Origin of the sequence: Pseudoalteromonas fuliginea (assembly GCF_000690055.1) — a bacterium.
Taxonomy (GTDB): domain Bacteria; phylum Pseudomonadota; class Gammaproteobacteria; order Enterobacterales; family Alteromonadaceae; genus Pseudoalteromonas; species Pseudoalteromonas fuliginea.
Window position 1 is genome coordinate 32,249 of sequence record NZ_JJNZ01000061.1, and the last position, 23,458, is coordinate 55,706.

The 23,458-nt window shown below is 39.9% G+C and carries 24 protein-coding genes; 16 read left to right on the top strand and 8 right to left on the bottom strand.

The window, feature by feature from the left end:
• Positions 1-226: 226 nt before the first annotated feature.
• Both fadA and fadB read right to left on the bottom strand, forming a co-directional pair.
• Positions 227-1,396, bottom strand: a complete 1,170-nt coding sequence (fadA, locus tag DC53_RS05015; RefSeq protein ID WP_024597185.1) for an acetyl-CoA C-acyltransferase FadA — start codon at positions 1,394-1,396, stop codon at positions 227-229.
• A 4-nt stretch (positions 1,397-1,400) separates the two neighbouring features.
• Entirely contained in the window at positions 1,401-3,560 is a 2,160-nt protein-coding gene (fadB, locus tag DC53_RS05010; RefSeq protein WP_033031133.1) for a fatty acid oxidation complex subunit alpha FadB, read from the bottom strand.
• Between the two features lie 193 nt (positions 3,561-3,753).
• Between fadB and DC53_RS05005 the strand changes: the two genes are divergently transcribed.
• From DC53_RS05005 to DC53_RS04970, 8 genes are all read left to right on the top strand, one after another.
• Entirely contained in the window at positions 3,754-5,640 is a 1,887-nt protein-coding gene (locus tag DC53_RS05005; protein ID WP_033031136.1) for a transglycosylase SLT domain-containing protein, read from the top strand.
• 274 nt (positions 5,641-5,914) lie between these two features.
• Positions 5,915-7,237 carry a Xaa-Pro dipeptidase gene (gene pepQ, locus DC53_RS05000; RefSeq protein ID WP_033031139.1) on the top strand — a complete coding sequence of 441 codons (1,323 nt, stop codon included), beginning with the start codon at positions 5,915-5,917 and terminating at the stop codon, positions 7,235-7,237.
• An 88-nt stretch (positions 7,238-7,325) separates the two neighbouring features.
• Entirely contained in the window at positions 7,326-7,940 is a 615-nt protein-coding gene (locus DC53_RS04995) for a YigZ family protein (protein ID WP_007377640.1), read from the top strand.
• 96 nt (positions 7,941-8,036) lie between these two features.
• Positions 8,037-9,488, top strand: a complete 1,452-nt coding sequence (locus DC53_RS04990; RefSeq protein WP_007377639.1) for a TrkH family potassium uptake protein — start codon at positions 8,037-8,039, stop codon at positions 9,486-9,488.
• A 43-nt stretch (positions 9,489-9,531) separates the two neighbouring features.
• A complete protein-coding gene (locus DC53_RS04985; RefSeq protein ID WP_033031142.1) occupies positions 9,532-10,185 on the top strand; it encodes a flagellar brake domain-containing protein in 654 nt (217 codons plus the stop codon).
• Positions 10,186-10,651: 466 nt separating this feature from the next.
• Positions 10,652-10,864 (top strand): EF-hand domain-containing protein, encoded by a 213-nt coding sequence (locus DC53_RS04980; RefSeq protein ID WP_008138052.1) that lies wholly within the window; start codon positions 10,652-10,654, stop codon positions 10,862-10,864.
• Positions 10,865-11,002: 138 nt separating this feature from the next.
• Entirely contained in the window at positions 11,003-11,215 is a 213-nt protein-coding gene (locus DC53_RS04975; RefSeq protein ID WP_007377636.1) for an EF-hand domain-containing protein, read from the top strand.
• A 100-nt stretch (positions 11,216-11,315) separates the two neighbouring features.
• Positions 11,316-11,531 carry an EF-hand domain-containing protein gene (locus DC53_RS04970; RefSeq protein ID WP_007377635.1) on the top strand — a complete coding sequence of 72 codons (216 nt, stop codon included), beginning with the start codon at positions 11,316-11,318 and terminating at the stop codon, positions 11,529-11,531.
• A gap of 76 nt (positions 11,532-11,607) precedes the next feature.
• On the opposite strand, the gene trkA is transcribed toward DC53_RS04970, so the two are convergent.
• The 4 genes from trkA to def form a co-directional block, all read right to left on the bottom strand.
• Positions 11,608-12,984 (bottom strand): Trk system potassium transporter TrkA, encoded by a 1,377-nt coding sequence (gene trkA, locus DC53_RS04965; RefSeq protein WP_007377634.1) that lies wholly within the window; start codon positions 12,982-12,984, stop codon positions 11,608-11,610.
• 76 nt (positions 12,985-13,060) lie between these two features.
• Positions 13,061-14,356, bottom strand: a complete 1,296-nt coding sequence (gene rsmB / locus DC53_RS04960) for a 16S rRNA (cytosine(967)-C(5))-methyltransferase RsmB (protein ID WP_007377633.1) — start codon at positions 14,354-14,356, stop codon at positions 13,061-13,063.
• The gene (fmt, locus tag DC53_RS04955) at positions 14,349-15,302 is read right to left on the bottom strand and encodes a methionyl-tRNA formyltransferase (protein ID WP_007377632.1); all 954 of its coding nucleotides are present in this window, start codon (positions 15,300-15,302) and stop codon (positions 14,349-14,351) included. The genes rsmB and fmt overlap by 8 nt, the downstream gene beginning before the upstream one ends.
• 21 nt (positions 15,303-15,323) lie before the next feature.
• The gene (gene def / locus DC53_RS04950) at positions 15,324-15,830 is read right to left on the bottom strand and encodes a peptide deformylase (RefSeq protein WP_007377631.1); all 507 of its coding nucleotides are present in this window, start codon (positions 15,828-15,830) and stop codon (positions 15,324-15,326) included.
• Positions 15,831-15,948: 118 nt separating this feature from the next.
• Here def and DC53_RS04945 point away from each other — a divergent pair, with 118 nt between their 5' ends.
• From DC53_RS04945 to hemF, 6 genes are all read left to right on the top strand, one after another.
• Positions 15,949-17,070, top strand: coding sequence for a LysM peptidoglycan-binding domain-containing protein (locus DC53_RS04945; RefSeq protein WP_033031144.1), 1,122 nt, complete (start codon positions 15,949-15,951; stop codon positions 17,068-17,070).
• 31 nt (positions 17,071-17,101) lie between these two features.
• Positions 17,102-18,193 carry a DNA-processing protein DprA gene (gene dprA / locus DC53_RS04940; protein ID WP_007377628.1) on the top strand — a complete coding sequence of 364 codons (1,092 nt, stop codon included), beginning with the start codon at positions 17,102-17,104 and terminating at the stop codon, positions 18,191-18,193.
• Position 18,194: 1 nt separating this feature from the next.
• Positions 18,195-18,668, top strand: coding sequence for a DUF494 family protein (locus DC53_RS04935; RefSeq protein WP_033031146.1), 474 nt, complete (start codon positions 18,195-18,197; stop codon positions 18,666-18,668).
• A 114-nt stretch (positions 18,669-18,782) separates the two neighbouring features.
• On the top strand, positions 18,783-19,358 hold the full coding sequence (locus DC53_RS04930; protein ID WP_007377626.1) for a DNA topoisomerase family protein: 576 nt from the start codon (positions 18,783-18,785) through the stop codon (positions 19,356-19,358).
• Between the two features lie 25 nt (positions 19,359-19,383).
• A complete protein-coding gene (gene tsaC, locus DC53_RS04925; protein ID WP_007377625.1) occupies positions 19,384-19,947 on the top strand; it encodes an L-threonylcarbamoyladenylate synthase type 1 TsaC in 564 nt (187 codons plus the stop codon).
• A 1-nt stretch (position 19,948) separates the two neighbouring features.
• Positions 19,949-20,899 carry an oxygen-dependent coproporphyrinogen oxidase gene (gene hemF / locus DC53_RS04920; RefSeq protein WP_007377624.1) on the top strand — a complete coding sequence of 317 codons (951 nt, stop codon included), beginning with the start codon at positions 19,949-19,951 and terminating at the stop codon, positions 20,897-20,899.
• Positions 20,900-20,961: 62 nt separating this feature from the next.
• On the opposite strand, the gene DC53_RS04915 is transcribed toward hemF, so the two are convergent.
• Positions 20,962-21,399 carry a group II truncated hemoglobin gene (locus DC53_RS04915; protein WP_004335148.1) on the bottom strand — a complete coding sequence of 146 codons (438 nt, stop codon included), beginning with the start codon at positions 21,397-21,399 and terminating at the stop codon, positions 20,962-20,964.
• Between the two features lie 53 nt (positions 21,400-21,452).
• On the opposite strand from DC53_RS04915, the gene aroE reads away from it, so the two are divergent.
• On the top strand, positions 21,453-22,277 hold the full coding sequence (aroE, locus tag DC53_RS04910) for a shikimate dehydrogenase (protein ID WP_007377623.1): 825 nt from the start codon (positions 21,453-21,455) through the stop codon (positions 22,275-22,277).
• Positions 22,274-22,528: a DUF1488 family protein gene (locus tag DC53_RS04905; RefSeq protein ID WP_007377622.1), complete on the top strand. Its 255-nt coding sequence runs from the start codon at positions 22,274-22,276 to the stop codon at positions 22,526-22,528. The genes aroE and DC53_RS04905 overlap by 4 nt, the downstream gene beginning before the upstream one ends.
• Here the strand turns inward: DC53_RS04905 and DC53_RS04900 are convergent.
• Positions 22,520-23,065, bottom strand: a complete 546-nt coding sequence (locus DC53_RS04900; protein WP_007377621.1) for a gamma carbonic anhydrase family protein — start codon at positions 23,063-23,065, stop codon at positions 22,520-22,522. The genes DC53_RS04905 and DC53_RS04900 overlap by 9 nt on opposite strands.
• Positions 23,066-23,458 lie beyond the last annotated feature (393 nt).

Genomic DNA, 23,458 nt, shown 5'->3' on the forward strand with positions numbered 1-23,458 from the left:
GTTTGGCAGTTTAACGCAATTTTAAGCGTAATTTAACTATTTTACTTAATGCTTTTAGCAGTTTCAAAAGACTTTATTTAATAATACGCCCGATCACATAATTACGCTGTTACATGCTTGTTTGATAAAGGGTGGTTTTCATAAATTGAAGCTAATAAAAAAGGCGAACTGAATAAAATCAGTTCGCCTTTTTAATCACCAAGATGGTTTTACATGTTTAAACTAATTAGTCTTGAACACGTTCAAATACAGTGGCAATGCCTTGGCCTAAACCAATACACATAGTTGCTAAACCGTATCGTACATTTTTGTCTTCCATTAAGTGAATAAGCGATGTGCTAATACGCGAACCCGAACAACCCAGTGGGTGACCAAGTGCGATTGCGCCGCCATTTAAATTCACTTTTTCGTCAACAACATCCATTAACCCTAAATCTTTCATTACAGGTAATGATTGTGCTGCAAAGGCTTCGTTAAGTTCTACTACGCCTAGGTCATCAATTGTAATACCGGCTTGTGCAAGTGCTTTTTTACTTGCTGGTACTGGGCCGTAACCCATAATTGATGGATCGCAACCAGCGACTGCCATTGCTTTAATGCGCGCACGAATTGGTAAACCAAGTTCTTTAGCTTTTTCTTCGCTCATTACTAACATTGCAGATGCGCCGTCAGAAAGTGCAGAAGACGTACCGGCTGTTACTGTACCCGATGCAGGATTAAATACAGGGCGAAGCTTTGATAGGCCTTCTACCGTTGTTTCTGGGCGAATTACTTCGTCGTCTTCAACTAAGATAAGCGAACCATCTGCATCGTGACCTTCCATTGCTAATATTTCGCGACGGAAACGGCCTTCAACAGTTGCAGCTTGTGCACGTTGATGTGAACGGTAAGCAAATTCATCTTGTTGCTCACGGCTAATGCCATGAAGCGTTGCAAGGTATTCTGCTGTTAAGCCCATAGAGCCAGACGCTTGTGCAATTGATGTTGCTAAGCCTGGGTGAAAGTCGTTGCCGTGAGTCATAGGTACGTGACCCATGTGCTCAACACCACCAATTAGGTAAGTGTCGCCAGCGCCTGTCATTATTGCGCGTGCTGCGTCATGCAATGCTTGCATAGAAGAGCCACATAAACGGTTAACCGTAACAGCAGGAACACTGTGCGGAATACCGGCAAGCAATGATGCGTTACGTGCTACGTTAAAGCCTTGCTCTAATGTTTGCTGTACACAACCCCAATAAATATCGTCAATTGATGCTGGATCAACTGCTGGGTTGCGATCTAGTAAGCCTTTCATTAAATGTGCGCTTAAGTCTTCTGCACGTTTATGTTTGAATACACCACTTTTAGAGCGACCCATTGGTGTGCGGATACAATCTACAATTACTGGATTATTCATGATATTAACCTTCCACCTTATAGAAAACACGACCTTCTTCGGCCCACTTGCGAGTTTGCTCAGATACTTGGTAAATCGCACCTAGGTGAGCGTATTTGTCTGCTGCTGCAACAAAGTTAGCTAAACCAGTTTGATCTAAGTAACGGAACGCGCCGCCTCTAAATGGAGGGAAACCAACACCGTAAACTAATGCCATATCTGCTTCTTGCGGCGAGGCAACAATGCCTTCTTGCAAGCACAGTAGCACTTCGTTGATCATTGGAATCATACAACGGTCGATGATTTCTTGTTTATCAAATTCTTTTGGTGCGTCTGTAATTGGGCTTAATAGCTCAATTGCTGTCTCGTCATGAGACTTTTTAAGACGACCGCGACGATCTGTTTCGTATTTGTAAAAACCGGCTTTGTTCTTTTGACCAAAACGTTTTTCGTTGGCAAAAATAGTCACAGGGTCTTTATCAGCACGCGCCATACGCTCAGGGAAACCGTCAGCCATTACGCCAGTACAATGGAACGCTGTATCAATACCTACAACATCAAGTAGGTAAGCCGGACCCATAGGCCAGCCAAATACGTTTTCCATTACTTTATCTACTTTTGCAAAGTTAGCGCCTTCAACCACTAATTTGCTAAAACCTGCAAAGTAAGGGAATAAAACACGGTTTACAAAAAAGCCTGGGCAATCGTTAACAACAATTGGCGATTTACCTAATTTAAGCGCGTAATCAACTACTGCATTAATTGTTTTATCTGAGGTTTTTGCACCACGGATAATTTCTACTAATGGCATTTTTGGCACTGGATTGAAAAAGTGCATACCACAGAAATTTTCTGGCTTATCTAGCGCTTGTGCTAGTAAATCAATACAAATAGTTGATGTGTTTGAAGTAAGTACCGTGCCTTCTGGCATGGTTTTTTCAAGATCAGCGAGTACTGCTTGCTTAACTTTAGGGTTTTCTACAACGGCTTCAACAATAATGTTGGCACTTTGTAGCTCTGACGCGTTAAGTGTTGGCTTAATTTTGCTAAGTGTTGCCAACATTTTTTCCATTGGCATGTGTCCACGCTTAACTTTTGCACCTAATAACTTAGACGCTTCACCCATACCTAAATCAAGCGCATCTTGTTGGATGTCTTTCATTATAATAGGTGTACCTTTATAAGCAGACTGGTATGCAATACCGCCACCCATAATACCAGCACCTAATACTGCGGCTTGCTTAATTTCTACATCGCTGTGCTTAGCAAATTTACGTGCTTTGCCTTTAATGTATTGGTCAGCTAGGAATATACCTGTTTGTGCAGCTGCTTCTGGTGTACGTGCTAATTTAGCAAAGTTGGCATTTTCGATTGCCATTGCTTCATCGCGAGTACAGTTTGCCGCTGCTTTAATAGTACGTACAGCCATAACCGGTGCAGGATAGTGGCCTTTGGTTTTACCCATTACCATACCTTCTGCCATAGCGAAGCTCATGCCTTGCTCAACACGGTTTAATTTAAGTGGCTGTAGTTTTACGTTGCGTTTTGCTTGCCAATCTAACTTGCCAGCAATTGCCAGTTCAAGTGTTGATACACTTGACTCTAAAAGTTTGTCAGCACTAACTACTGCGTCAAACGCACCTACTTTAAGGGCATCTGCTGCGCGGTTTTCTGCGCCTGAGGTAATCCACATCATCGCGTTATCGGCGCCAATGATACGTGGTAAGCGCACTGTGCCACCAAACCCTGGCATTATGCCAAGTTTAACTTCAGGTAGGCCCATTTTAGCTGTTTCGCTTGCCACACGATAATCGGTAGCAAGTGCCCACTCACAACCACCGCCAAGTGCCATACCGTTTATAGCGCTTAGAGTTGGGAATGGTAAATCTTCAATTGCATCAAAAACGTCGGTTGCGTTTTTGATCCACACTACTAATTCTTCTTCAGGTTTAGTAAATGTAGGTAAAAATTCGAAGATATCGGCACCAATAATAAAGTGCTCTTTATCACTGGTAAAAATCATGCCTTTGATATCAGTATTGGCGGCTAATTCTTTTAATGCTGCTGCGCAATCTGAAAGAGTTTTTTGAGATAATGTGTTTACAGAACCTGCAACACAAAACTTAAACTCGGCGATGTTTTCCTTTAGGAAGCTAACTTCAAAGGAATCGCTTTTATATAACATTATTATTCTCCCTAGTTGACGAACTAAGACTGGTACGATGAGTTTGCATTTCAATCAGTGTGCTTGCTTTAAATTAAAAATGCAACGAAAAATTTAACTCGGTTACAATCGACTGGTTAAAATATAGCTGGTTTGGTGCTAAGGTGGTTGAAAAGTTTTTATTCACTACTTTAATTTTTTATTAAAGGACATTATGAAAAAATATTTATTAAGCATTGCGGCAGCTGCATTCATTTTCCCTCTTCATTCTGCCGAGGCAAGTATTGATAACGATGCATTTTTAGATGCTGAAAAAAAAGTCCGTCATGGAAGTTATCAAGATTTTAAACAAGCGGTTAGTAACCTTAACCATCCGTTAAAGCCGTATGTTGAAAAAACGTATTGGCAACGACATCCTAATATTAAATACCAGTCAGAAATAGAAAACTATTTAACTATTTATCAGCATACGCCCCTTGAATGGCCGGTGCGTAAAGCATGGTTAGCGTATTTAAAAAAGAAAAATAAAAAAGCGGCATATATTAATAATTACCGTGAAACATCAAATACAGAGCTTACGTGCACTTATTTGGATTTTCAGCTTGATTTAGGTGCACCTGAAAAAGCAATACTAAATCAAGTAACCGATCTATGGACTGTCGGAAAGTCGCAACCGCAAGAGTGCGACGAGCTTTTTTCAGTGTGGCGTAAAAAAGGTTACATGGATAAAGAAACTGTTTGGCAGCGAATTACGCTTGCAGCCGAAGGTGGCAAGCAAAGTTTATTACCTTACTTAAAAACATTATTACCTAAAAATGAGCGCTACTTGGCTGATTTATATCTAAAGGTGCGTCGAGACCCTAGTGCTTCTGCTGGTTTATATCGATACAAAAAAAAATCAGCTAAAGAAGGGCAAATAGCAATTTATGGTGTTAAGCGTTTGGTTTGGCGCGATAAGGCACTCGCTTTAAAAGCATGGGAAAAGATAGAAAAAATATTTAAGTACAGCGACGAAGAAAAAGCGGATGTCTATTACACCTTTGCGTTGTCACTTGCTTCAAGTGGGCATAAGCAAGCGAGTTTTTGGCTAAATAAAGTGCCAAAAGAGCGACTAGACAGCAAGCTTATTCAATGGCAATTGGGCAATATGCTCAAAACCCAAGATTGGGAGGGGATTGCTGCATTTTTTACAGGGAAAGAAAATTTAAGCCTCGGCCAGCAATATTGGTTAGCTTATAGCTATGCACAACGTGGCGAGCAGCAAAAAGCAGACGATATTTGGAAAAAAGTAGCGACTAATCGTGATTATTATGGCTTTTTAGCTGCCGCACGCTTAGGGTTGCCAGTTGATTTAAATAATGAGCCTTTAATCGTTGATAAGGAACTGGTAGATAACGTTAGTAATGCCCCCGGCTTTAAACGAGCAAAAGCGCTTTATGATCTTGAGCGCTTCACGTCGGCTCGCCGTGAGTGGAATTACTTAACTGATACCTCTAGTGATGAAGAAAAGCTAGCTGCATCACAACTATCTACAGATTTGGGCTGGCACGACAGTACTATTTTTACTTTAGCAAAAATTAAAGCGTGGGATAACGTAGAGCAACGTTTTCCGTTTGCGTTTCAAGATGTATTTGAACGCTACAGTAAACGCAGCAAAATAGATGTGGCCTGGAGTATTGCTATTGCAAGGCGTGAAAGTTCTTTTGCCCCTGATGCACGCTCTCACGCTAATGCACGTGGTTTAATGCAATTATTGCCAAGTACGGCCAAATATGTAAATAAAGGCAGTGTGTCGAGTAATCGATTATATCAGCCTAAAACAAATATTAGGTTAGGTACCAGTTATCTACAGTATTTAAAAAAGAAGAACCATGGCAACGAAATACTAGCAACGGCTTCATATAATGCAGGGTATCACCGTGTTAAACGCTGGCTACCTGATGAAGCTATTCCGGCTGAATTATGGGTGGAGCTTATTCCGTATCGTGAAACCCGTGATTATGTAAAAAATGTGTTTGCGTATCGTCAGGTTTACCATACTAGAATGGGCCGAGAAGGAAATGTTCTCGCGCCATTGCTTCAAATGAAAATGGGCGGTTAGTAAATATAAGTTTAAAGTGGGGGGTATTTACATGCTAGATACCCCCTTTTTTGAGCGCTTTGCGGATAATACCAATTTTATTAAAACATGATCATTCTAGCGTATTAAATAACTCAATAACTACGTTAAAAATTATTTATATAGAACAACTATGTATCATAATTTTAGCCTTGTTATTAAGCTATTTTCTTATCGCTATAATAGATCATTAATTTAATGCAATTGGTATAAGTGGTAGACTCAGAGCAAGTTAAATTTAACAGATGGATTAACAATGGATAAATTAGCCGTTTTATACGCCGAACATATTGCAACACTGCAACAGCGTACTCGTACAATTTGTAATAGCGAAGGGTTAGAAGGATTAGTAATTCATTCAGGCCAAGCTAAGCGCCAGTTTTTAGATGATATGTATTATCCATTTAAAGTTAATCCACAGTTTAAAGCATGGTTACCGGTTATTGATAATCCTCATTGCTGGATTGTGGTAAATGGCAGCGACAAGCCAAAACTCATATTTTATCGTCCAGTAGATTTTTGGCATAAAGTGCCTGATGAGCCACGCGACTTTTGGGCCGAGTTCTTTGATATAGAGCTACTACTTCAGCCTGATCAAGTAGAAAAGTTATTACCATACGATAAAGCTAAATATGCTTACATGGGTGAATACATTGAAGTAGCGCAAGCCCTTGGTTTTAGTATTATGAACCCTGAGCCTGTACTTAACTATTTTCATTACCACCGCGCTTATAAAACGCAGTACGAACTTGAATGTTTACGCAACGCTAACCGCATTGCAGTAGATGGGCATAAAGCTGCACGCGATACATTTTTTAATGGTGGTAGCGAGTTCGATATTCAGCAAGCGTATTTAATGGCGACACGTCAAAGCGAAAATGAAATGCCGTACGGCAACATTGTTGCGCTTAACGAAAACTGCGCTATTTTGCATTACACGCACTTTGATCCAAAAGCGCCACACACTCATAACTCATTTTTAATTGATGCCGGTGCAAACTTTAATGGTTATGCCGCTGATATTACTCGTACGTATGATTTTAAAAAGCAAGGTGAGTTTGCTGAGCTTGTACAAGCGATGACAGTTCAACAAATCGAGTTAGGTAAAGGTTTAAAGCCGGGTATGCTTTATGGTGATTTACACGTTGAATGCCATAACCGTATCGCACAAATACTCAGTGACTTTAAAATTGTTAACCTACCCGCGACAGAAATTGTTGAGCGTAAAATTACCTCTACTTTCTTCCCGCATGGACTAGGGCATCACCTTGGTTTACAAGTGCATGATATGGGCGGTTTTATGAGTGACGAAAAGGGCACACATCAACCATCGCCTGAAGGGCACCCGTTCTTGCGTTGTACTCGCCTGATCGAAAAAAACCAAGTGTTTACTATTGAGCCTGGTTTATACTTTATTGATTCACTGCTTGGTGATTTAGCGCAAACCGATAATAAGCAGTTTATTAACTGGGAAAAGGTAGAGTCATTTAAACCATTTGGCGGCATTCGTATTGAAGATAACATTATTGTTCACGAAGATAGCTTAGAAAATATGACACGAGATTTAGCGCTCGATTAATTCTAGTTAACACCAATTAGTTTATACACGTTAAAATACGTACATTATTTAAAGGGGCCTTTTGGCCCCCTTTTTACAAGTTTAAAATATGTCTGAATATAAATACCCTGCTGCTGACGTTTTTCATCAAGAAGAAATTAAAAAAAGTACGTTTATAGTCCACATCGCACACACCCCCGATTTAAATTCAGCTAAAGCATTTATTAAAAGCATTGAAGAAAAGTATAGCGATGCGCGTCATAACTGTTGGGCACATGTGGCAGGCAACCCCGGTGGCAGCCATGTTTATGGTTTTTCGGACGATGGTGAACCAAATGGCACTGCAGGAAAGCCTATGTTAAATGTGCTGGTGGGTTCAGGCCTTGGCGAAATCACAGCTGTCGTCACACGTTACTTTGGCGGCATAAAATTAGGCACTGGCGGACTAGTACGTGCTTATGGTGGCTCACTAAACAATGCGTTAGTGAAGTTGCAAACAGTGCTTAAAGTTCCCAGTGTTGAAATTACTGGGAGTAGCGAGTACAGCATGCAAGGCGCGATTGAGCAGTTATTAAAAACAAAGTATCAAGTGCTTAATATTGATAAGCAATTTACTGCTAATATTGAATGGGTGATTACAATAGATAGCCGCGAAGCGCAGCAAGCAATCAAAGATATTTTTGATTTAAGTCACGGCGCAGTTGAGTTAACGATTAAAGAGTAATAACCTACACAAATTGCATGTAATGCATATTCACTCTATTTAATTTGGTTGATACTACTCAACCTGAATTTACTAATAATAAAAGCGATAAGCTAAATGCAATTTCGTACCATCATAAAAATTCTTGGCCAACTCGTTGCGCTGTTTAGTATTACCATGGTGCCCCCAGCACTGGTGTCTTTAATATATAAAGACGGTGGTGGTGTTCCTTTTGTTTTAGCATTTATCTTTAGTGTTGTTATTGGCATGATGGCTTATTACCCAAACCGTCATGAAAATGGTGACTTAAAAGCACGTGAAGGCTTTTTAATTGTTGTTTTGTTTTGGTTGGTACTTGGGGCATTTGCATCGTTACCGCTTATATTTTTACAAGAACCGAATTTATCGCTCGCTGATGCGGTATTTGAAGCATTTTCTGGCTTAACAACCACAGGCGCTACAGTGCTTACCGGTATTGAGTATTTACCCAAATCGGTGTTGTTTTATCGCCAGCAACTCCAGTGGTTTGGCGGTATGGGTATAATCGTACTCGCCGTCGCTATACTGCCTATGTTAGGCGTGGGTGGTATGCAGTTGTACCGCGCTGAAATTCCAGGCCCGGTAAAAGATTCAAAAATGACTCCACGGATTGCTGATACAGCTAAGCATCTTTGGTACATTTATGTGTCGCTTACGCTGACATGTATGCTCGCTTATTGGGCGGCAGGAATGAGCTGGTTTGATGCTATCTGCCATGCATTTTCTACAGTGGCGATAGGCGGCTTTTCTACTTATGACGCATCGATAGGTCACTTTGATAGCCCTGTCATTAACTTTATTTGTGTATTCTTTTTAATTATTGCTGCAATTAATTTTTCGCTACATTATGCCGCTGTATCGAGCCGAAACGTAAGAGTTTATTTACGTGACCCTGAATTTAAAGTTTTCCTATGCATTCAGCTTGCACTTGTAGTTATTTGTTTTACGGTGCTTTCGTCAAATGAAATATATGCTAATGGCGACGAAACCCTCGATCAGGCTTTATTCCAAGCAGTATCAATGAGTACAACGGCAGGCTTTGCTACTGATAACTTTTCAACATGGCCTTTGTTTTTACCTATTTTACTTATATTTTCGAGCTTTATTGGTGGCTGTGCAGGCTCTACCGGTGGTGGTATGAAGGTCGTTCGCGTATTTTTACTTTATTTGCAGGGCGTGCGTGAGCTTAATCGTTTGGTGCATCCTCGTGCTATATATTCAATTAAGTTGGGTCGAAAGGCGTTGCCAGATAAAGTGGTAGAAGCTGTGTGGGGCTTTTTCTCTGCTTATGCGCTGGTGTTTATTATTATTATGTTAGCGCTTATGGGCACGGGTATGGATAACATAACGGCGTTCTCTGCCACTGCTGCTTGTTTAAATAATTTAGGTCCAGGTTTGGGTGATGTAGCATCGCATTATGGCGCGATAACTGATGGCGCTAAATGGTTGCTTACTATTGCGATGGTGTTTGGCCGGTTAGAAATATTTACTTTACTTGTGTTATTTACGCCAACGTTTTGGCGTGGATAAAGCTAACTGTTTTATTTAAAAAATACATTACAAGGGAGAGAATATGCCAATAAGCAATCTTAATAATATAATTATTGGCAGCTTGGTCGACCTAGAAATTTTAACGCCTACCAGTAGTAAACGCATTAAGACTGAGATGGTGGGATTACTTGATGATAAATTTATCATTTTAAATTATCCAAGCTCAAAACGCTTACCTGCGGCAAGTGATTATTTACGTGACGGTATAACCGTTGTCGTGAGGGCTTTAATAGAAGGCAGCGGTGGGAAAGTAATTGCGTTTCGTCAGAAAATTATGTCTATTTCTTCTCATCCGGCTCGGCTTATTTTTATAAACTTTCCTGAACAGGTTCAGTTATTTAGTTTGCGTTCGCAAACGCGTATCCCTACTTTATTACCTGCAAAGCTAAAACTAAGTGACGACAGAGTACTCGAAGGTGTTATTAAAGATATCTCATTAACGGGAGTTATGTTTGATGTTAGAAGTAATAAAGAGCTTGAAAGTATAAAAGATATGCAATGTACTATTATGCTAGATAGCAGTGCGCAAAATTTTGAAGGCGAGGTGTGTAGTGTTAAAGAGCATGATGCGGGGATCAGATGTGGTATTAAACTATTAGCCAGTGAAGATGAAATGAATACCTTTATGAAAGAGCACTTTATTGATCCCTCCATGCTCGAATTCGAAGTCGGTTAAAAGAGATTTCGCTATTTTGCAACAAAATAGCGATTGCCTGCTTTATAGATGAAAATTATTTGGTTGTTATTTTTAATAATTAAATAAATAATATAAAACAGTAACTTAAAATAATAAAAGATTACCGTAATCTAATTTCATGTAATAAACCCAACCCAAATAAAGCTAAATTTTTGCTTTAAACCTCATCTAAAATATCTAAATTCATAATTTGTGGTTTTTTAATCTAAATTAACCTCTTGTTTTTATGGTCTATTTTGTTTTTTCATATCGCTGTGTTGCTAAAAAGCAACAGGAAAGCACTTGAAATTTATCCATATCACGATTTTATACTGTTAACCAAATGAAAAATAACAGCTTTTAAAAGTTGGCACCTAAGTTGTAATAGTCATGGTGTACTGAACTTAAGCGTGATTTAAAGTAAGACACCTTAATCGCACACACATAAATTTGAAGGATACATATTATGAAACGCATTAATAAAGCACTAGCACTTATTGCATTAGCATCTTCTTCAGCCGCTTTTGCTGCAACAGACTTTGATACACTTGATGTAGACGGCAGTGGCACAATTAGCCAAGCAGAAGCATCAGTAGATGCAAAGTTAATGAGCATGTTCTCAGAACTTGATACTGACCAAAATGGTGAGTTATCAAAAGAAGAATTTTCAGAAGCTTAATTAACAAGTATTTATCCTGAGTTGCCAAAGACAACCTAAGTAGGCAAGGAGCTTACGAAAGAGGGTAACAAGGAAGTGAAAAATTACGTTTAAGCTAAACGAAGCAACTTTTTTGATAGAACATTGAAGGATTAAACTATGAAACATTTAAATAAAGCACTGGCACTTATAGCTATAGCGTCTTCTTCAGTTGTCTTTGCAGCATCAGACTTTAATAGCCTTGATATAGATGGTAGCGGCACAATTAGCCCAAGTGAAGCGGCTGTCGACACCGATTTAATGGCTGAATTTATCGAGCTAGATACCGACGGTAGCGGTGAGCTTTCTAAAGAAGAGTTCGCTAATTACTAGTTACCAGAGTTCAGGTTAATTAATCTTTTTTCAGATTAAACATTTTTCACAGTCAGGGATCTTTGAAAAGGACTTCCTCTTTATTATTTAGGAAATTATTATGAAAACATTAAACACAACACTGGCCGTCATCATTTTAGCATCGTCGTCAGCTGCGTATGCCGCCGTTGATTTTGCCTCTTTTGATATCGATAGTGACGGGGTTATCACCAAGCAAGAAGCGCAAGTTAACGCGCAGTTAGTGAAATTATTTGATGACTTAGACACTGACGGGAATGGTGAGCTTTCTAAAGAAGAGTTTGCAAAAGTACAGTAACTCTAAAATGATAATTAACACGCGATTATCAGCGATTAAAGCCGCCTTCGCCAGCGGCTTTTTATACGTCATAAGACTACAAAAATATAGCACTTACCTGAAATAGTTTTTCTACCACATTAATGTGTTTTTTATCGATTAAAAACATAATAACGTGATCGCCTGACATAATAATGGTGTCGTCATGAGCAATGAGTACGTCGTCATTTCGTACAATTGCCCCAATCGTTGTACCTGCAGGAAGTTTTATATCTGCAATAGCACGGCCAACCACCTTTGATGTATTCTCATCACCATGGGCTACCGCTTCAATCGCCTCTGCTGCACCTTTGCGTAATGAGTAGACGTTAACAATGTCGCCACGACGTACATGTGTTAGTAATGCCGAAATGGTGGCTTGTTGAGGAGATATGGCAATGTCTATTTCTCCCCCTTGTACTAAATCAACGTAAGCACCACGCTGAATAAGTACCATTGTTTTTTGTGCGCCCATACGTTTTGCAAGCATGGCTGACATAATATTTGCTTCATCGTCATTGGTTACGGCAATAAATACATCAACTTGATCAATATGCTCTTCTGAGAGTAATTCTTGATCTGATGCGTCACCACAAAATACAACTGTGTTATCTAGCATTTCTGAGAGTTGCTCAGCACGCTCTTTGCTACGCTCAATTAATTTAACTGTGTGGTTTTTTTCAAGTGAGCGGGCAAGGCCCGCGCCAATATTACCGCCACCCGCAATCATAATTTTTTTGTAAGAACGTTCAAGTTTTTGTAGTTCGTTCATTACTGCGCGTATATGTTTTGTAGCGGCAATAAAAAATACTTCGTCATCGGCTTCAATGACCGTTGTACCTAGTGGTTTGATTGCTTTACCTTGGCGGTAAATAGCGGCAACACGGGTTTCTACATTAGGGATGTGTTCTTTAAGTGCAGACAATGCATAACCGACGAGTAAACCGCCATAATAGGCTTTCACTGCAACTAACGAGAGCATGCCATCGGCAAACTGCAATACCTGTAATGCGCCAGGGTAGTCGATTAAGCGACGAATGTACTTGGTCACGAGTGCTTCTGGGGCAATGTAATGATCGATTGGCAAGTCGTCGTTCTGAAAAAGTTTCTCGCGGTATTTTAAATATTGCTCTGAGCGAATACGGGCAATTTTAGTGGGCGTTTTAAAAATACTGTACGCCACTTGGCATGCAACCATGTTTACTTCATCTGAACTGGTTACTGCAATAACCATATCGGCGTCTTCAGCTCCAGCTTGACGTAATACATCAGGATGCGCACTGTGTCCTACTACACCTTGTAAGTCGTACTTATCTTGAAGTTCACGTAATCGGTTACCATCTATATCAACGACTGTAATTTCATTCTGTTCGCCTACTAAATTCTCAGCGAGTGTTGCGCCTACTTGGCCAGCACCGAGTATGATTATTTTCATTATTTACCCGTGTTATAAGTAGCAATTAAGAGCCATTTTTAAATTATAAAAATGGCTAATTTACAGTTCATTAATTTTAGATTTTTTTAACTAGCTTAGCGTAATAAAATCCATCGCTTTCGCCTGGCAGTAGCTGTAATCCTGGCATTGTAACGGTGTCTTTATCATGCAGAGGAATATGCTCTGCATCGTCATTATTAGCTAAAAACTTAGCTACTTGTTGCTGATTTTCTTGTGGAAGAACCGAGCATGTAGCGTATACCAATGTACCACCTGGTTTCAGAAGCGGCCAAATACTATTGAGTATATCGCCTTGAAGAGCGGCTAAGTCAACAATGTCAGATGCGCGACGAAGCCATTTTATATCTGGATGGCGACGGATTACACCAGTGGCCGAACAAGGCACATCAAGCAAAATACGATCAAATAATTTTTCGTCCCACCAAGTATGTGGTTGCGAGGCATCACCACATTGTAGGTCTGCACCTAAGCCAATACGGGTAAGGTTTTGCTTAACACGTTCAAGTCGAGTTGAGTCGCTATCGAGTGCAAGTACGTCTGCGTCAGCAAGTTCTAATATGTGACAGGTTTTTCCGCCAGGTGCTGCACAGGCATCTAAAATAGTGTCATCTGCTTTAGGTTCTAAAAAGCGTGCTGCAAGTTGTGCTGCGGCATCTTGTACTGAACATGCACCTGTATCAAACTCTGGTAAGGAAAATACATCGCGTGGTTTAGCGAGCTTAATTCCGTCTATAAAGTCAGGATTTAAGGTATGTTCAATATCGTTCGCCGTTAGCATATCGCTGTATTCTTGCGTGCTATATTGTGCTTGATTCACACGTAACCACATAGGTGCTTGTTGTTGGTTTTCTGCAAGTATGTCTTCCCAGCTATCTGGGTAGGCCTCTTTTACTTGTTTGATAAACCAATTAGGGTGGTTGTATAAACACACAGGGATAAGCTTCGCTTTTTCTTCAAGCTCAATTTGCTGGCGTTGAAAACTACGTAATATAGCGTTAATAAGCCCTTTTAAACCTAAAGCACGTAATTGAGCAAGTGCATTTACAGTTTCAGATATTGCTGCGTGCGGCGGTACACGCATGTGTTGTAGTTGATAAATACCTACATATAATAAAAATTGAAATATTCTGCGTTTACCTTTTAGTGGATCTTCCACTAAATGTTGGCAGTAGTTTTCAAGGCTAGGTAAGTAGCGTAAAACGCCATAACAAATTTGTTGTAGTAGCGCTTTGTCTTTTGGTGGTAAGCCTTGGCTAGCAAATGGCAGTTCTTGATTAAGCGAAGCGCCTTTATCAACTACGTTATATAAAGTTTCAGCGGCAAGCGCTCGTACGTTTTGAACATTACTCATTGTTTTCGCCTAATACTGTGCCAGGGGTAACCCAGTCACTACGACCATTTAAAAAATCGTTAATTGCCATTGGTTTTTTACCTTGCGGTTGTAATTGCGTAATACATAAAGCATGTTCACCACACGCCACTATTACGCCATTTTTGTCGCTTGATAAAATTTGCCCAGGATTACCTGATTGCGAGGTAACCTGCGCTTGATAAATCTTTACTGTTTGCCCACTCATTTGAGTAAAGCACACAGGCCATGGGTTAAAAGAGCGAATGTTTCGCTCAATTTGCAGCGCACTCATGGACCAGTCTATATTAGCTTCCTCTTTAGAAAGCTTTTTAGCGTAGTTAGCAAGTTCATCGTTTTGAGGTTCAGGCGTGATCTCACCATTAGCTAATTTATTAATGGTTTCAATTAACGCATCTGGACCTAGCTCAGCAAGCTTGGTATATAAACTAGCGCTAGTTTCTGTCGTGCTAATAGGGCAGCGGCTTATATGTAGCATATCGCCGGTATCTAGCCCTTCATCCATTTGCATTATTGTTACGCCGGTTTGTTCATCACCTGCCCAAATTGCGCGTTGAATAGGTGCAGCACCGCGCCAGCGCGGTAATATAGAACCATGCACATTTAAACAACCTAAACGTGGAGCTTCTAAAATAGCTTTAGGTAAAATTAAGCCATACGCTACAACAATCATAATGTCGGCATTTAAGCTTGTTAGCTCTGCTAGTGCTTCATCATTTTTTAATGACTGTGGCTGAAAAACCGGTAAGTTGTGCTCAAGCGCTAGCGCTTTTACTTCACTGGCTTTTAATTTTTTACCACGACCGGCAGGGCGGTCTGGCTGGCTATATACACCCACTATTTGATGTTCGCTTTGTATTAGCGCTTGTAAATGACGTGCGGCAAAATCCGGCGTACCGGCAAATATAATGCGTAATGGTTGAGTCACTGAGTTTTCCTAAGGTGCTTATTACTGTTCTGCAAACTTGGCTTCTTTTTCAAGCTTTTTACGAATACGTTGGCGCTTTAATGGAGATAAGTAATCAATGAATAGCTTACCTTGAAGGTGATCTAGTTCATGTTGAATACAAATGGCCAGCAGTTCGTCTGCATCTAGTACAAACTCTTCACCGTTTTCGTTAAGTGCAGAGACTGTTACTGTTTCTGCGCGGTCAACTTTTGCATACGAGTTAGGTACTGATAAACAGCCTTCTTCGCTAATAGTTGAGCCATCTTTTTTGATGATTTGTGGATTAATTAATACCAGTGGTTCATCACGCTCTTCTGATACGTCAATAACAACAATTCGTTGATGAATATCTACTTGTGTAGCAGCAAGCCCTATACCATTTTCATCATACATAGTTTCCAGCATATCTTTAACAATTTGGCGTACTGTATCGTCAACTTGAGCAACTTCTTTTGCTATTGTACGTAAACGTTCATCTGGAAATCTTAAAACTTCTAACCTAGCCATAGTTACCTTTTTCACTTGTGCTTAATTTAGGGTATTGTATGCTCTTATTTTAGCCATTCACGTTCACCTTTAACAGGTTTTGGGCAATAATAATGAAAAAACAATACAAGGAAGCTCAATGAGATCCCCGTTAGTTGCAATCATGCTTGCATTAAGTGCTGCTTTTCCGGCAGTTGCAGATGTGTTGGAAATAAAAAAAGACGCGCCAAAACAGTATGTTGTAAAAAAAGGAGACACGCTCTGGGATATCTCTGGTATTTATTTAAATAAACCTTGGCTATGGCCAGAATTATGGCAAATGAATCCTCAAATAAACAACCCAAATCTTATTTACCCAGGGGATGCGCTAACATTAGTTTACGATGCAGACGGAAAACCTCGTTTAGTGATAAATAAAGCATACAGAAAGCTTTCTCCGCAGGGGCGTATTACCCCTAAAGGTAAAAATGCAGTTACAACATTGCCACTTGAACTAATTAAACCTTACTTGACGTATGAGCAAGCAATTAATAGCGACGAGATAGATAATAAGCCATATGTTTTGGGCGCAAATCAAAATACTAAAACACAGACACTGGGTCATATTTTATATATAAATGGTGATTTAAAATTAAATCAGGCTTACGCCATTTACCATAAAGGCGAACCTTATGTTGATCCTAAAACAAATACTGCACTAGCTAATAAAGCAAGCTTTGTTGGGGTGGTACGTGTATTTAGGCGAGGGGATATCACCAACGGTGTGCCAGCTTCAGTAAGGGTTGAGTCGGTTAAGCGTGAAATTAAACAAGGCGATTTTTTATTACCTCTAATGCAGGGACAAATGTTGCCAGCATACTTTAATATGCACCGACCTAAACAGCCTGTTGAAGGTGCGGTCATTGCTTCTGCTAATCACAGTCGGGAATTCAGCACGATGGACATTGTGGTGCTAAACTTAGGTTCAGAACAACAAGTAGAACCAGGTCACATATTAGATATTGAACGTCAATCACCAGGTGTAATTGATGGACGGCGAGGGCCTCGTTATCCTGAAGACTCCAGTAGCTTTGAAAAACTGGTATCAGACACCAGTGAGTTTTTAGGCTTAGAAGCAGACGAAAACAGTACCGTTTGGACTATGCCTAAAGAAAAAGTTGGTGAGCTAATTGTCTTTAAAGTGTATGACAAAGTAAGTTATGCATTAATAACTAAAAACCAGCACCCAATTCGCATTGGAGATATTGCAGTTATTCATTAAGAAGTAGCGAGTCGGTGCTCTAGGAGAGAGCATGGATCAGTCATCTGGCAAGCTAGCCCACTGGCTTGCCTTTTATATGTGTAAAGGGTTGGGTATAAAAACCCTTTTAGCACTATCTACAAACTATTCCCTTGGGTCGTTATTTGACTTATCTCATGACAAGCTTTTACAGCTTGGGCTAAGCGCTAATCAAGCGAGTAATTTACTCAACACCAATTGGCAACAAGTCAGTCATTATGAGCAATTAATAGCGCTGAACAACATTACTGTTGTCTGTATTTTTGATGCGCTTTACCCAGAAGATCTCCGGCAGATTGCCAGTGCGCCTTTATTACTCTTTTGCAGGGGAGATGTCTCGTTATTATCAACGCCACAAATTGCAATTGTTGGCAGCCGTAATGCTACCCCTACCGGGCTTGAAATAGCCTCAGAATTTGCATACGAGTTAACTTTGGCGGGTATTACAGTTACTTCAGGTATGGCGCGGGGAATAGATGGTGCCGCACATAAAGGCTCTCTTGCTGGTACGGGGAAAACCATAGCGGTGCTTGGTACTGGGGTTGATATTTACTATCCCAAACGCCATAAACTATTAACAGACCAAGTTTTAGAAAGCGGTTTGCTGGTGAGTGAGTTTTTACCAGGCACAGCTGCTCATGCGCATAACTTTCCGCGTCGTAATCGTATTATTTCTGGGTTATCGTTAGGAGTGCTTATTGTTGAGGCTGAAATTAAAAGTGGTTCGTTAATTACAGTACGCTATGCGCTTGAACAAAATAAAGAGGTATTTGCAGTACCGGGGTCTATTAAAAACCCGTTAGCGCAGGCAAGTCACTTTTTAATAAAGCAAGGTGCTAAGCTGGTAGAAAACGTGGCTGACATTCTTGATGAGGTGAGTTTCACTTACGACAATAATGTATGTAATAAAGAGCAGCCGATTCAAGCCAATTCTCAATGTGAGGTTTTAAATAGTATTGGCTTTGAAGTAACCAGTGTAGATGACATTGTGCGTCGTGCGCAGTGGCCAATAGATAAAGTACTTAGTAGGTTGCTCGATTTAGAGCTAGACGATCAGATTGAGCGCGTACTAGATGGTTATATTAAGTTAAGCGCAGGAAGGTAATATGTTTGATATTCTTTTGTATCTTTTTGAAAATTACATTCATAGCGAAGCGGATATATTTGCCGAGCAAAATGAGTTAACCGATGAGCTACTGCGTGCGGGCTTTCATAAGCCCGAGATATTTAAAGCACTCGATTGGTTAGAGCAATTAGCCGATTTACAACACAGCGACGAGTCTCCTTATCTTATTACTAACCCTAAAGATGCTGTGCGTATATTTACCGATAGTGAATGCCAAAGGCTCAGTGCTGAATGTCGTGGCTTTTTAATGTTTATTGAGCAAATAGGCGTAATCAATAATGTAACTCGTGAAATGGTAATGGACTGTTTAGCCTCTCTCGATAAAGCAACTATAAGCTTAGAGGATTTAAAATGGATTGTACTTATGATCTTATTTAATGTTCCTGGCTCTGAAAAGGCATATGAGCAAATGGAAGATTTGATTTTTGATGAACCCAGCGAACTTCTTCATTAGAGATAATTATCTTGATTGTACTCAAATTACTTAAACGGATAAGCACGGCATTGCTTGTATCTTTAAGTGGTTTGGGTATATTAGGCGAAAATTCACCAACCTATTAGGATCACCATGAGTAAAATCGACCATTCGCTTTTCTCGGCGAACAAGCACGCCCTCGAAAAAGAATACGAGATATGCCCACAGTGTGGTTCAGAGTTAGTGATCCGCAATAGTAAATCAGGCCCTTTTTTAGGATGCGCAAGTTATCCCAAATGCGACTTTATTAGGCCATTGGCACATCACGACAGCAACGAAATAAAAATATTAGAAGATTCAGCATGTCCTGAGTGTAGCAAACCGTTGGTGGTTAAAAATGGCCGCTATGGTATGTTTATTGGGTGTACGGGTTATCCAGAGTGTCATTACATTGCTAACGAAAATGAAGAAAAGCAAAGCGAAGATACTTTGCCTAGTTGCCCTAAATGCAAAAAAGGTCATTTAGTCGCGCGCAGTAATAAGTTTGGTAAAGTATTTTATTCTTGTGATTGCTACCCAAGTTGTAAATACACGCTTAATAATAAACCGGTTGAACATCCGTGTCCTGAATGTGATTGGCCTATCGTCATAGAAAGAAATATGGCAAACGGCATATTATTGCAATGCCCACAAAAAAGCTGCATGCATAAGCTCACCTCAACTGAATAACGTTTAATTATATCTGGAGACTACTTTGTCAGACCTTTCAAATACGCCCACTGCAATAACATGCTTAACGCAAGGCGAAGTTATTTTATACCCAACAGAAGCTGTATATGGTTTAGGTTGTGATCCAGATAATCAACAAGCCGTTGAAGCACTATTAGCTATTAAGCAGCGCCCGGTTGAAAAAGGGCTAATTTTAATCGCTGATAACTACGGACAATTATTAAAATACGTAGATGATGCAAAAATACCAATGGATAAACGCGCTGATATTTTTTCGAGTTGGCCTGCTGCAATTACATGGGTTATGCCTGCATCTAAAAATACGCCTAAATGGCTCACAGGGCAGTTTGATACCATTGCAGTAAGAGTAACAAACCATCCAACAGTAAAACGCTTGTGCCAAGAGTTTGGTAAGCCACTAGTATCAACCAGTGCAAACTTAACCGGTCAAGAAACGGTAATTAGTATTGATCAAGCCAAAGCGCAATTTACAGAACAAGTTGGCTTTTACGTTGACGAGGCGTTAGGTGGCAATACTCAACCAAGCACAATAAAAGACGCCATGACGGGCAAAATATTTAGAGGTTAATATGCAAAGCGAATTATTAGATCAAGTAAAAGCATACTTTATGGCTTTGCAAGACACTATTTGCAAAGGTTTGGAGGCTGCAGATGGCAGTGCTAAATTTATAGAAGATAACTGGCAGCGAGCAGAAGGCGGTGGTGGTCGCACACGTGTAACCACAAATGGTACTGTAATAGAGCAAGGTGGAGTTAATTACTCTCATGTATTTGGCGCCTCAATGCCTGGTTCAGCAACAGCACACAGACCAGAGCTTGCAGGGCGTAGCTTTCATGCGTGTGGTGTGTCGTTAGTTATTCACCCTAAAAACCCTCATGTACCAACAAGTCATGCCAATGTGCGCTTTTTTATAGCCGAAAAAGAAGGCGAAGAGCCAATATGGTGGTTTGGTGGCGGGTTTGATCTCACTCCTTTTTATCCAGTATTAGAAGACGTACAGCATTGGCATCAAGTTGCTCACGACATTTGTGCGCCATTTGGTAGTGAAGTTTATCCAAAATATAAAACATGGTGCGACGAGTATTTTTATTTAAAGCACAGAGACGAGACGCGCGGAGTAGGCGGTTTGTTTTTTGACGATTTAAACGAACTTGGTTTTGAAAAGAGTTTTGCGTTTATGCAATCGGTTGGTAATGGCTTTTTAGATGCCTATTTACCTATTATTGAACGTCGTAAAAATGACGAATACACAGAGCAACAACGTGATTTTCAGCTTTATCGTCGCGGACGTTATGTAGAGTTTAATTTAGTATGGGATAGAGGTACGTTGTTTGGGCTACAAAGTGGCGGGCGTACAGAATCTATATTAATGTCTATGCCACCACTTGCACGCTGGGAATATAATTATAAACCAGAACCAAGTAGCCCAGAAGCTAACCTATATCAGTATTACTTACGCCCGCAAGAGTGGTTAACTAGCCAGTCTAATGAATTAATCGCCAGAGAATGGCAATTATAACAATTACACAGTAATCAAAAAGGCGCTAATTAGCGCCTTTTTGCATTATGCTAAATATAAATTTAATGCTGATTGATCATGTGCGTTGCTAGTTGAGAGAATGATTGTTTTAATCCTTCACGTAACAACGGATTGTCTATTTCTATATCCAACGTTTTATTCATGCAGTACATCCACTGATCGCGCAATGCTTTGTCTACAGTAAAAGGCATATGGCGTTTACGTAGCATTGGCTGACCATGTTTTTCTGTAAATAGGTTTGGCCCGCCTAACCAACCAGATAAAAATTCAAAAAATACTTGGCGAATTCGATCTAATGGCAGAGGATGCATATCATATAACGGTTTAGCGTATTCATCTGACTCCATTATGTCGTAGAATCGATTAGAAATAGCACGCGCACCTTTCTCTCCACCTATTATTTCATACGGTGTTTTTTCAGGAGTAGGAGCCTGTTGCTCAGGAGCTGGCTTAGATTTAGAAAAAAGTCGTTTAATCATATTACTTATCATCGTTAATAGGCAGTATATAACTGCAAAGAGGTTGCTTTAAAATGGACAAATATGCGGTTTTTGGAAATCCAATTAAACATTCAAAATCCCCCACGATACATAAACAATTTGCTGTATCACTGGGTGAGCAAATCGACTATCGCGCAATATTAGCACCTATCGATAACTTTGAAAAAACAGTATTGTCTTTTTTTGAGCAAGGTGGTGTGGGTGCTAACGTTACAATGCCATTTAAAGAGCAAGCCTATGCAATGGCCGATGAGCTTACGCCATTAGCTAAAATTGCAGGGGCTGTTAATACATTAAAAAAACGAGATGATGGCACATTACTCGGAGATAACACCGATGGTGTGGGCTTTGTAAATGATTTACTTGCTAATAAAGTAGCCATAACTGATAAACGTATTTTAATTATTGGCGCGGGCGGTGCAGCTCGAGGCGTTATTTTACCTTTGCTAGAGCATAACCCTCAGGAAATAATAATCGTTAATCGCACAGCACAAAAAGCCAAAGAACTCGCAAAACTGTTTATTCAATATGGAGCTGTATCTGGTTTTGGTTTTGATGATTTACCAGTAAGCGATTACTCACTAATTATAAACTCTACCTCTAGCAGTATGAATAACGAACTTCCAGCTCTTGATGAAAAACACATAACTAACTGTGAAGTCGCTTATGACATGTTTTATTCACTGCAAAATACCATTTTTATGAATTGGATTGCACAGCATAATATTAACGCTAAGCTTTTAGATGGCAGCGGTATGTTAGTTGGTCAAGCTGCTCAAGCATATTATGTATGGCGTAATAAAATGCCAGAAATACTTCCCGTAGTGGATGCGCTCAAACAAGGAACGCTTAAATGAATCAGGCAATACAGTTTATAGATAGGCTCGAATTTAGAGAGCCCGATCATCAGCTAGTCTTTTTTGCACAAGTTAGTGGCATGCTGGTGGAATGCATAATAGAAGTAAATACACTTAAATTAACAGACGAAAGTCACGCAACAGAATATTTTGAACAGTATCGTTTTGATTATGAAGAACGTGCCGAGGAGCTTATCGAAGAAGAAAGCTATAACTCGGCAGGCCAAATTGAAGTAAGTTTATTAACTTAAGTTAGCTATTTCAGCTAAGTATTCATCTTTAAGTGACACATAGTTATCGGCAGATATTTTTAAAAAGGCAAGTTCTTGCTCTGTAAGAGGGCGGGCTTGCTTAGCCGGACTTCCTACATATAAGTAACCAGACTCTAAACGTTTGTTTGGTGGTACTAAAGAGCCGCCACCTATAATTACATCGTCTTCAACAACCACGTTATCCATAATAATAGCGCCCATACCTACTAGTATACGGTTTCCTAATACACATCCGTGCAGCATTACCTTATGACCAACAGTTACATCGTCACCTATAATAAGTGGATAACCATCAGGGTTGCTTTTAGTTGCACGAGATAAATGCAATACACTGCCATCTTGTATATTGGAGCGCTTACCAATACGTATATAGTTAACATCACCACGTGCAGCTACTAAAGGCCAAACACTACTATTATCACCTAAAGTAATATCACCAACCAAAACTGAAGACTCATCAATATAAACAGACGAATTAAACGAAGGTGTTATACCTTTATAAGAACGGATTGCCATATTTAGTACCTTTTAGATAATAGTTATTAGCTTTGAGTGTATCAGCAAGGTGATTTTTGTACCATACAGTGCACTGTTTGGTTACAAAACTATCAGTTTCAGGGTGTTTAGTTCAGATACTGACCGAACAGCATCTTTTTTTACTTTTTCTTTAAAAAAGTGCTTGCGTAAAAATCTGTTCTCCCTATAATGCGACCCCACTGAGACGGGAAACGCCGAAGCATAGCAAGGCATAAACTACTCAGAGAGTTAAATAAAACTTTGGTTTTAAATCTTCTAAAAAGAAAGTTTAAAACTAAGTGTTGACTCGAAAAATAAAGGGTGTATTATTCGCATCCCTTGAGACGCTAAAGCGACTCAAAACGTTCTTTAACAATATAAAGCAATCATCTG

Excerpts from the sequence above, each read along its gene's own strand:
- DC53_RS04980 (WP_008138052.1), top strand. The coding sequence starts at position 10,652 with ATGAAACGCATTAATAAAGCACTAGCACTTATTGCATTAGCATCTTCT.
- fadB (WP_033031133.1), bottom strand. The coding sequence starts at position 3,560 with ATGTTATATAAAAGCGATTCCTTTGAAGTTAGCTTCCTAAAGGAAAAC.
- DC53_RS04975 (WP_007377636.1), top strand. The coding sequence starts at position 11,003 with ATGAAACATTTAAATAAAGCACTGGCACTTATAGCTATAGCGTCTTCT.
- hemF (WP_007377624.1), top strand. The coding sequence starts at position 19,949 with ATGCAAAGCGAATTATTAGATCAAGTAAAAGCATACTTTATGGCTTTG.
- def (WP_007377631.1), bottom strand. The coding sequence starts at position 15,830 with ATGGCTAGGTTAGAAGTTTTAAGATTTCCAGATGAACGTTTACGTACA.
- rsmB (WP_007377633.1), bottom strand. The coding sequence starts at position 14,356 with ATGAGTAATGTTCAAAACGTACGAGCGCTTGCCGCTGAAACTTTATAT.
- DC53_RS05005 (WP_033031136.1), top strand. The coding sequence starts at position 3,754 with ATGAAAAAATATTTATTAAGCATTGCGGCAGCTGCATTCATTTTCCCT.
- DC53_RS04900 (WP_007377621.1), bottom strand. The coding sequence starts at position 23,065 with ATGGCAATCCGTTCTTATAAAGGTATAACACCTTCGTTTAATTCGTCT.
- DC53_RS04945 (WP_033031144.1), top strand. The coding sequence starts at position 15,949 with ATGAGATCCCCGTTAGTTGCAATCATGCTTGCATTAAGTGCTGCTTTT.
- pepQ (WP_033031139.1), top strand. The coding sequence starts at position 5,915 with ATGGATAAATTAGCCGTTTTATACGCCGAACATATTGCAACACTGCAA.
- DC53_RS04985 (WP_033031142.1), top strand. The coding sequence starts at position 9,532 with ATGCCAATAAGCAATCTTAATAATATAATTATTGGCAGCTTGGTCGAC.
- fadA (WP_024597185.1), bottom strand. The coding sequence starts at position 1,396 with ATGAATAATCCAGTAATTGTAGATTGTATCCGCACACCAATGGGTCGC.
- DC53_RS04990 (WP_007377639.1), top strand. The coding sequence starts at position 8,037 with ATGCAATTTCGTACCATCATAAAAATTCTTGGCCAACTCGTTGCGCTG.
- dprA (WP_007377628.1), top strand. The coding sequence starts at position 17,102 with ATGGATCAGTCATCTGGCAAGCTAGCCCACTGGCTTGCCTTTTATATG.
- DC53_RS04915 (WP_004335148.1), bottom strand. The coding sequence starts at position 21,399 with ATGATTAAACGACTTTTTTCTAAATCTAAGCCAGCTCCTGAGCAACAG.
- aroE (WP_007377623.1), top strand. The coding sequence starts at position 21,453 with ATGGACAAATATGCGGTTTTTGGAAATCCAATTAAACATTCAAAATCC.
- trkA (WP_007377634.1), bottom strand. The coding sequence starts at position 12,984 with ATGAAAATAATCATACTCGGTGCTGGCCAAGTAGGCGCAACACTCGCT.
- DC53_RS04995 (WP_007377640.1), top strand. The coding sequence starts at position 7,326 with ATGTCTGAATATAAATACCCTGCTGCTGACGTTTTTCATCAAGAAGAA.
- DC53_RS04930 (WP_007377626.1), top strand. The coding sequence starts at position 18,783 with ATGAGTAAAATCGACCATTCGCTTTTCTCGGCGAACAAGCACGCCCTC.
- DC53_RS04935 (WP_033031146.1), top strand. The coding sequence starts at position 18,195 with ATGTTTGATATTCTTTTGTATCTTTTTGAAAATTACATTCATAGCGAA.
- DC53_RS04970 (WP_007377635.1), top strand. The coding sequence starts at position 11,316 with ATGAAAACATTAAACACAACACTGGCCGTCATCATTTTAGCATCGTCG.
- DC53_RS04905 (WP_007377622.1), top strand. The coding sequence starts at position 22,274 with ATGAATCAGGCAATACAGTTTATAGATAGGCTCGAATTTAGAGAGCCC.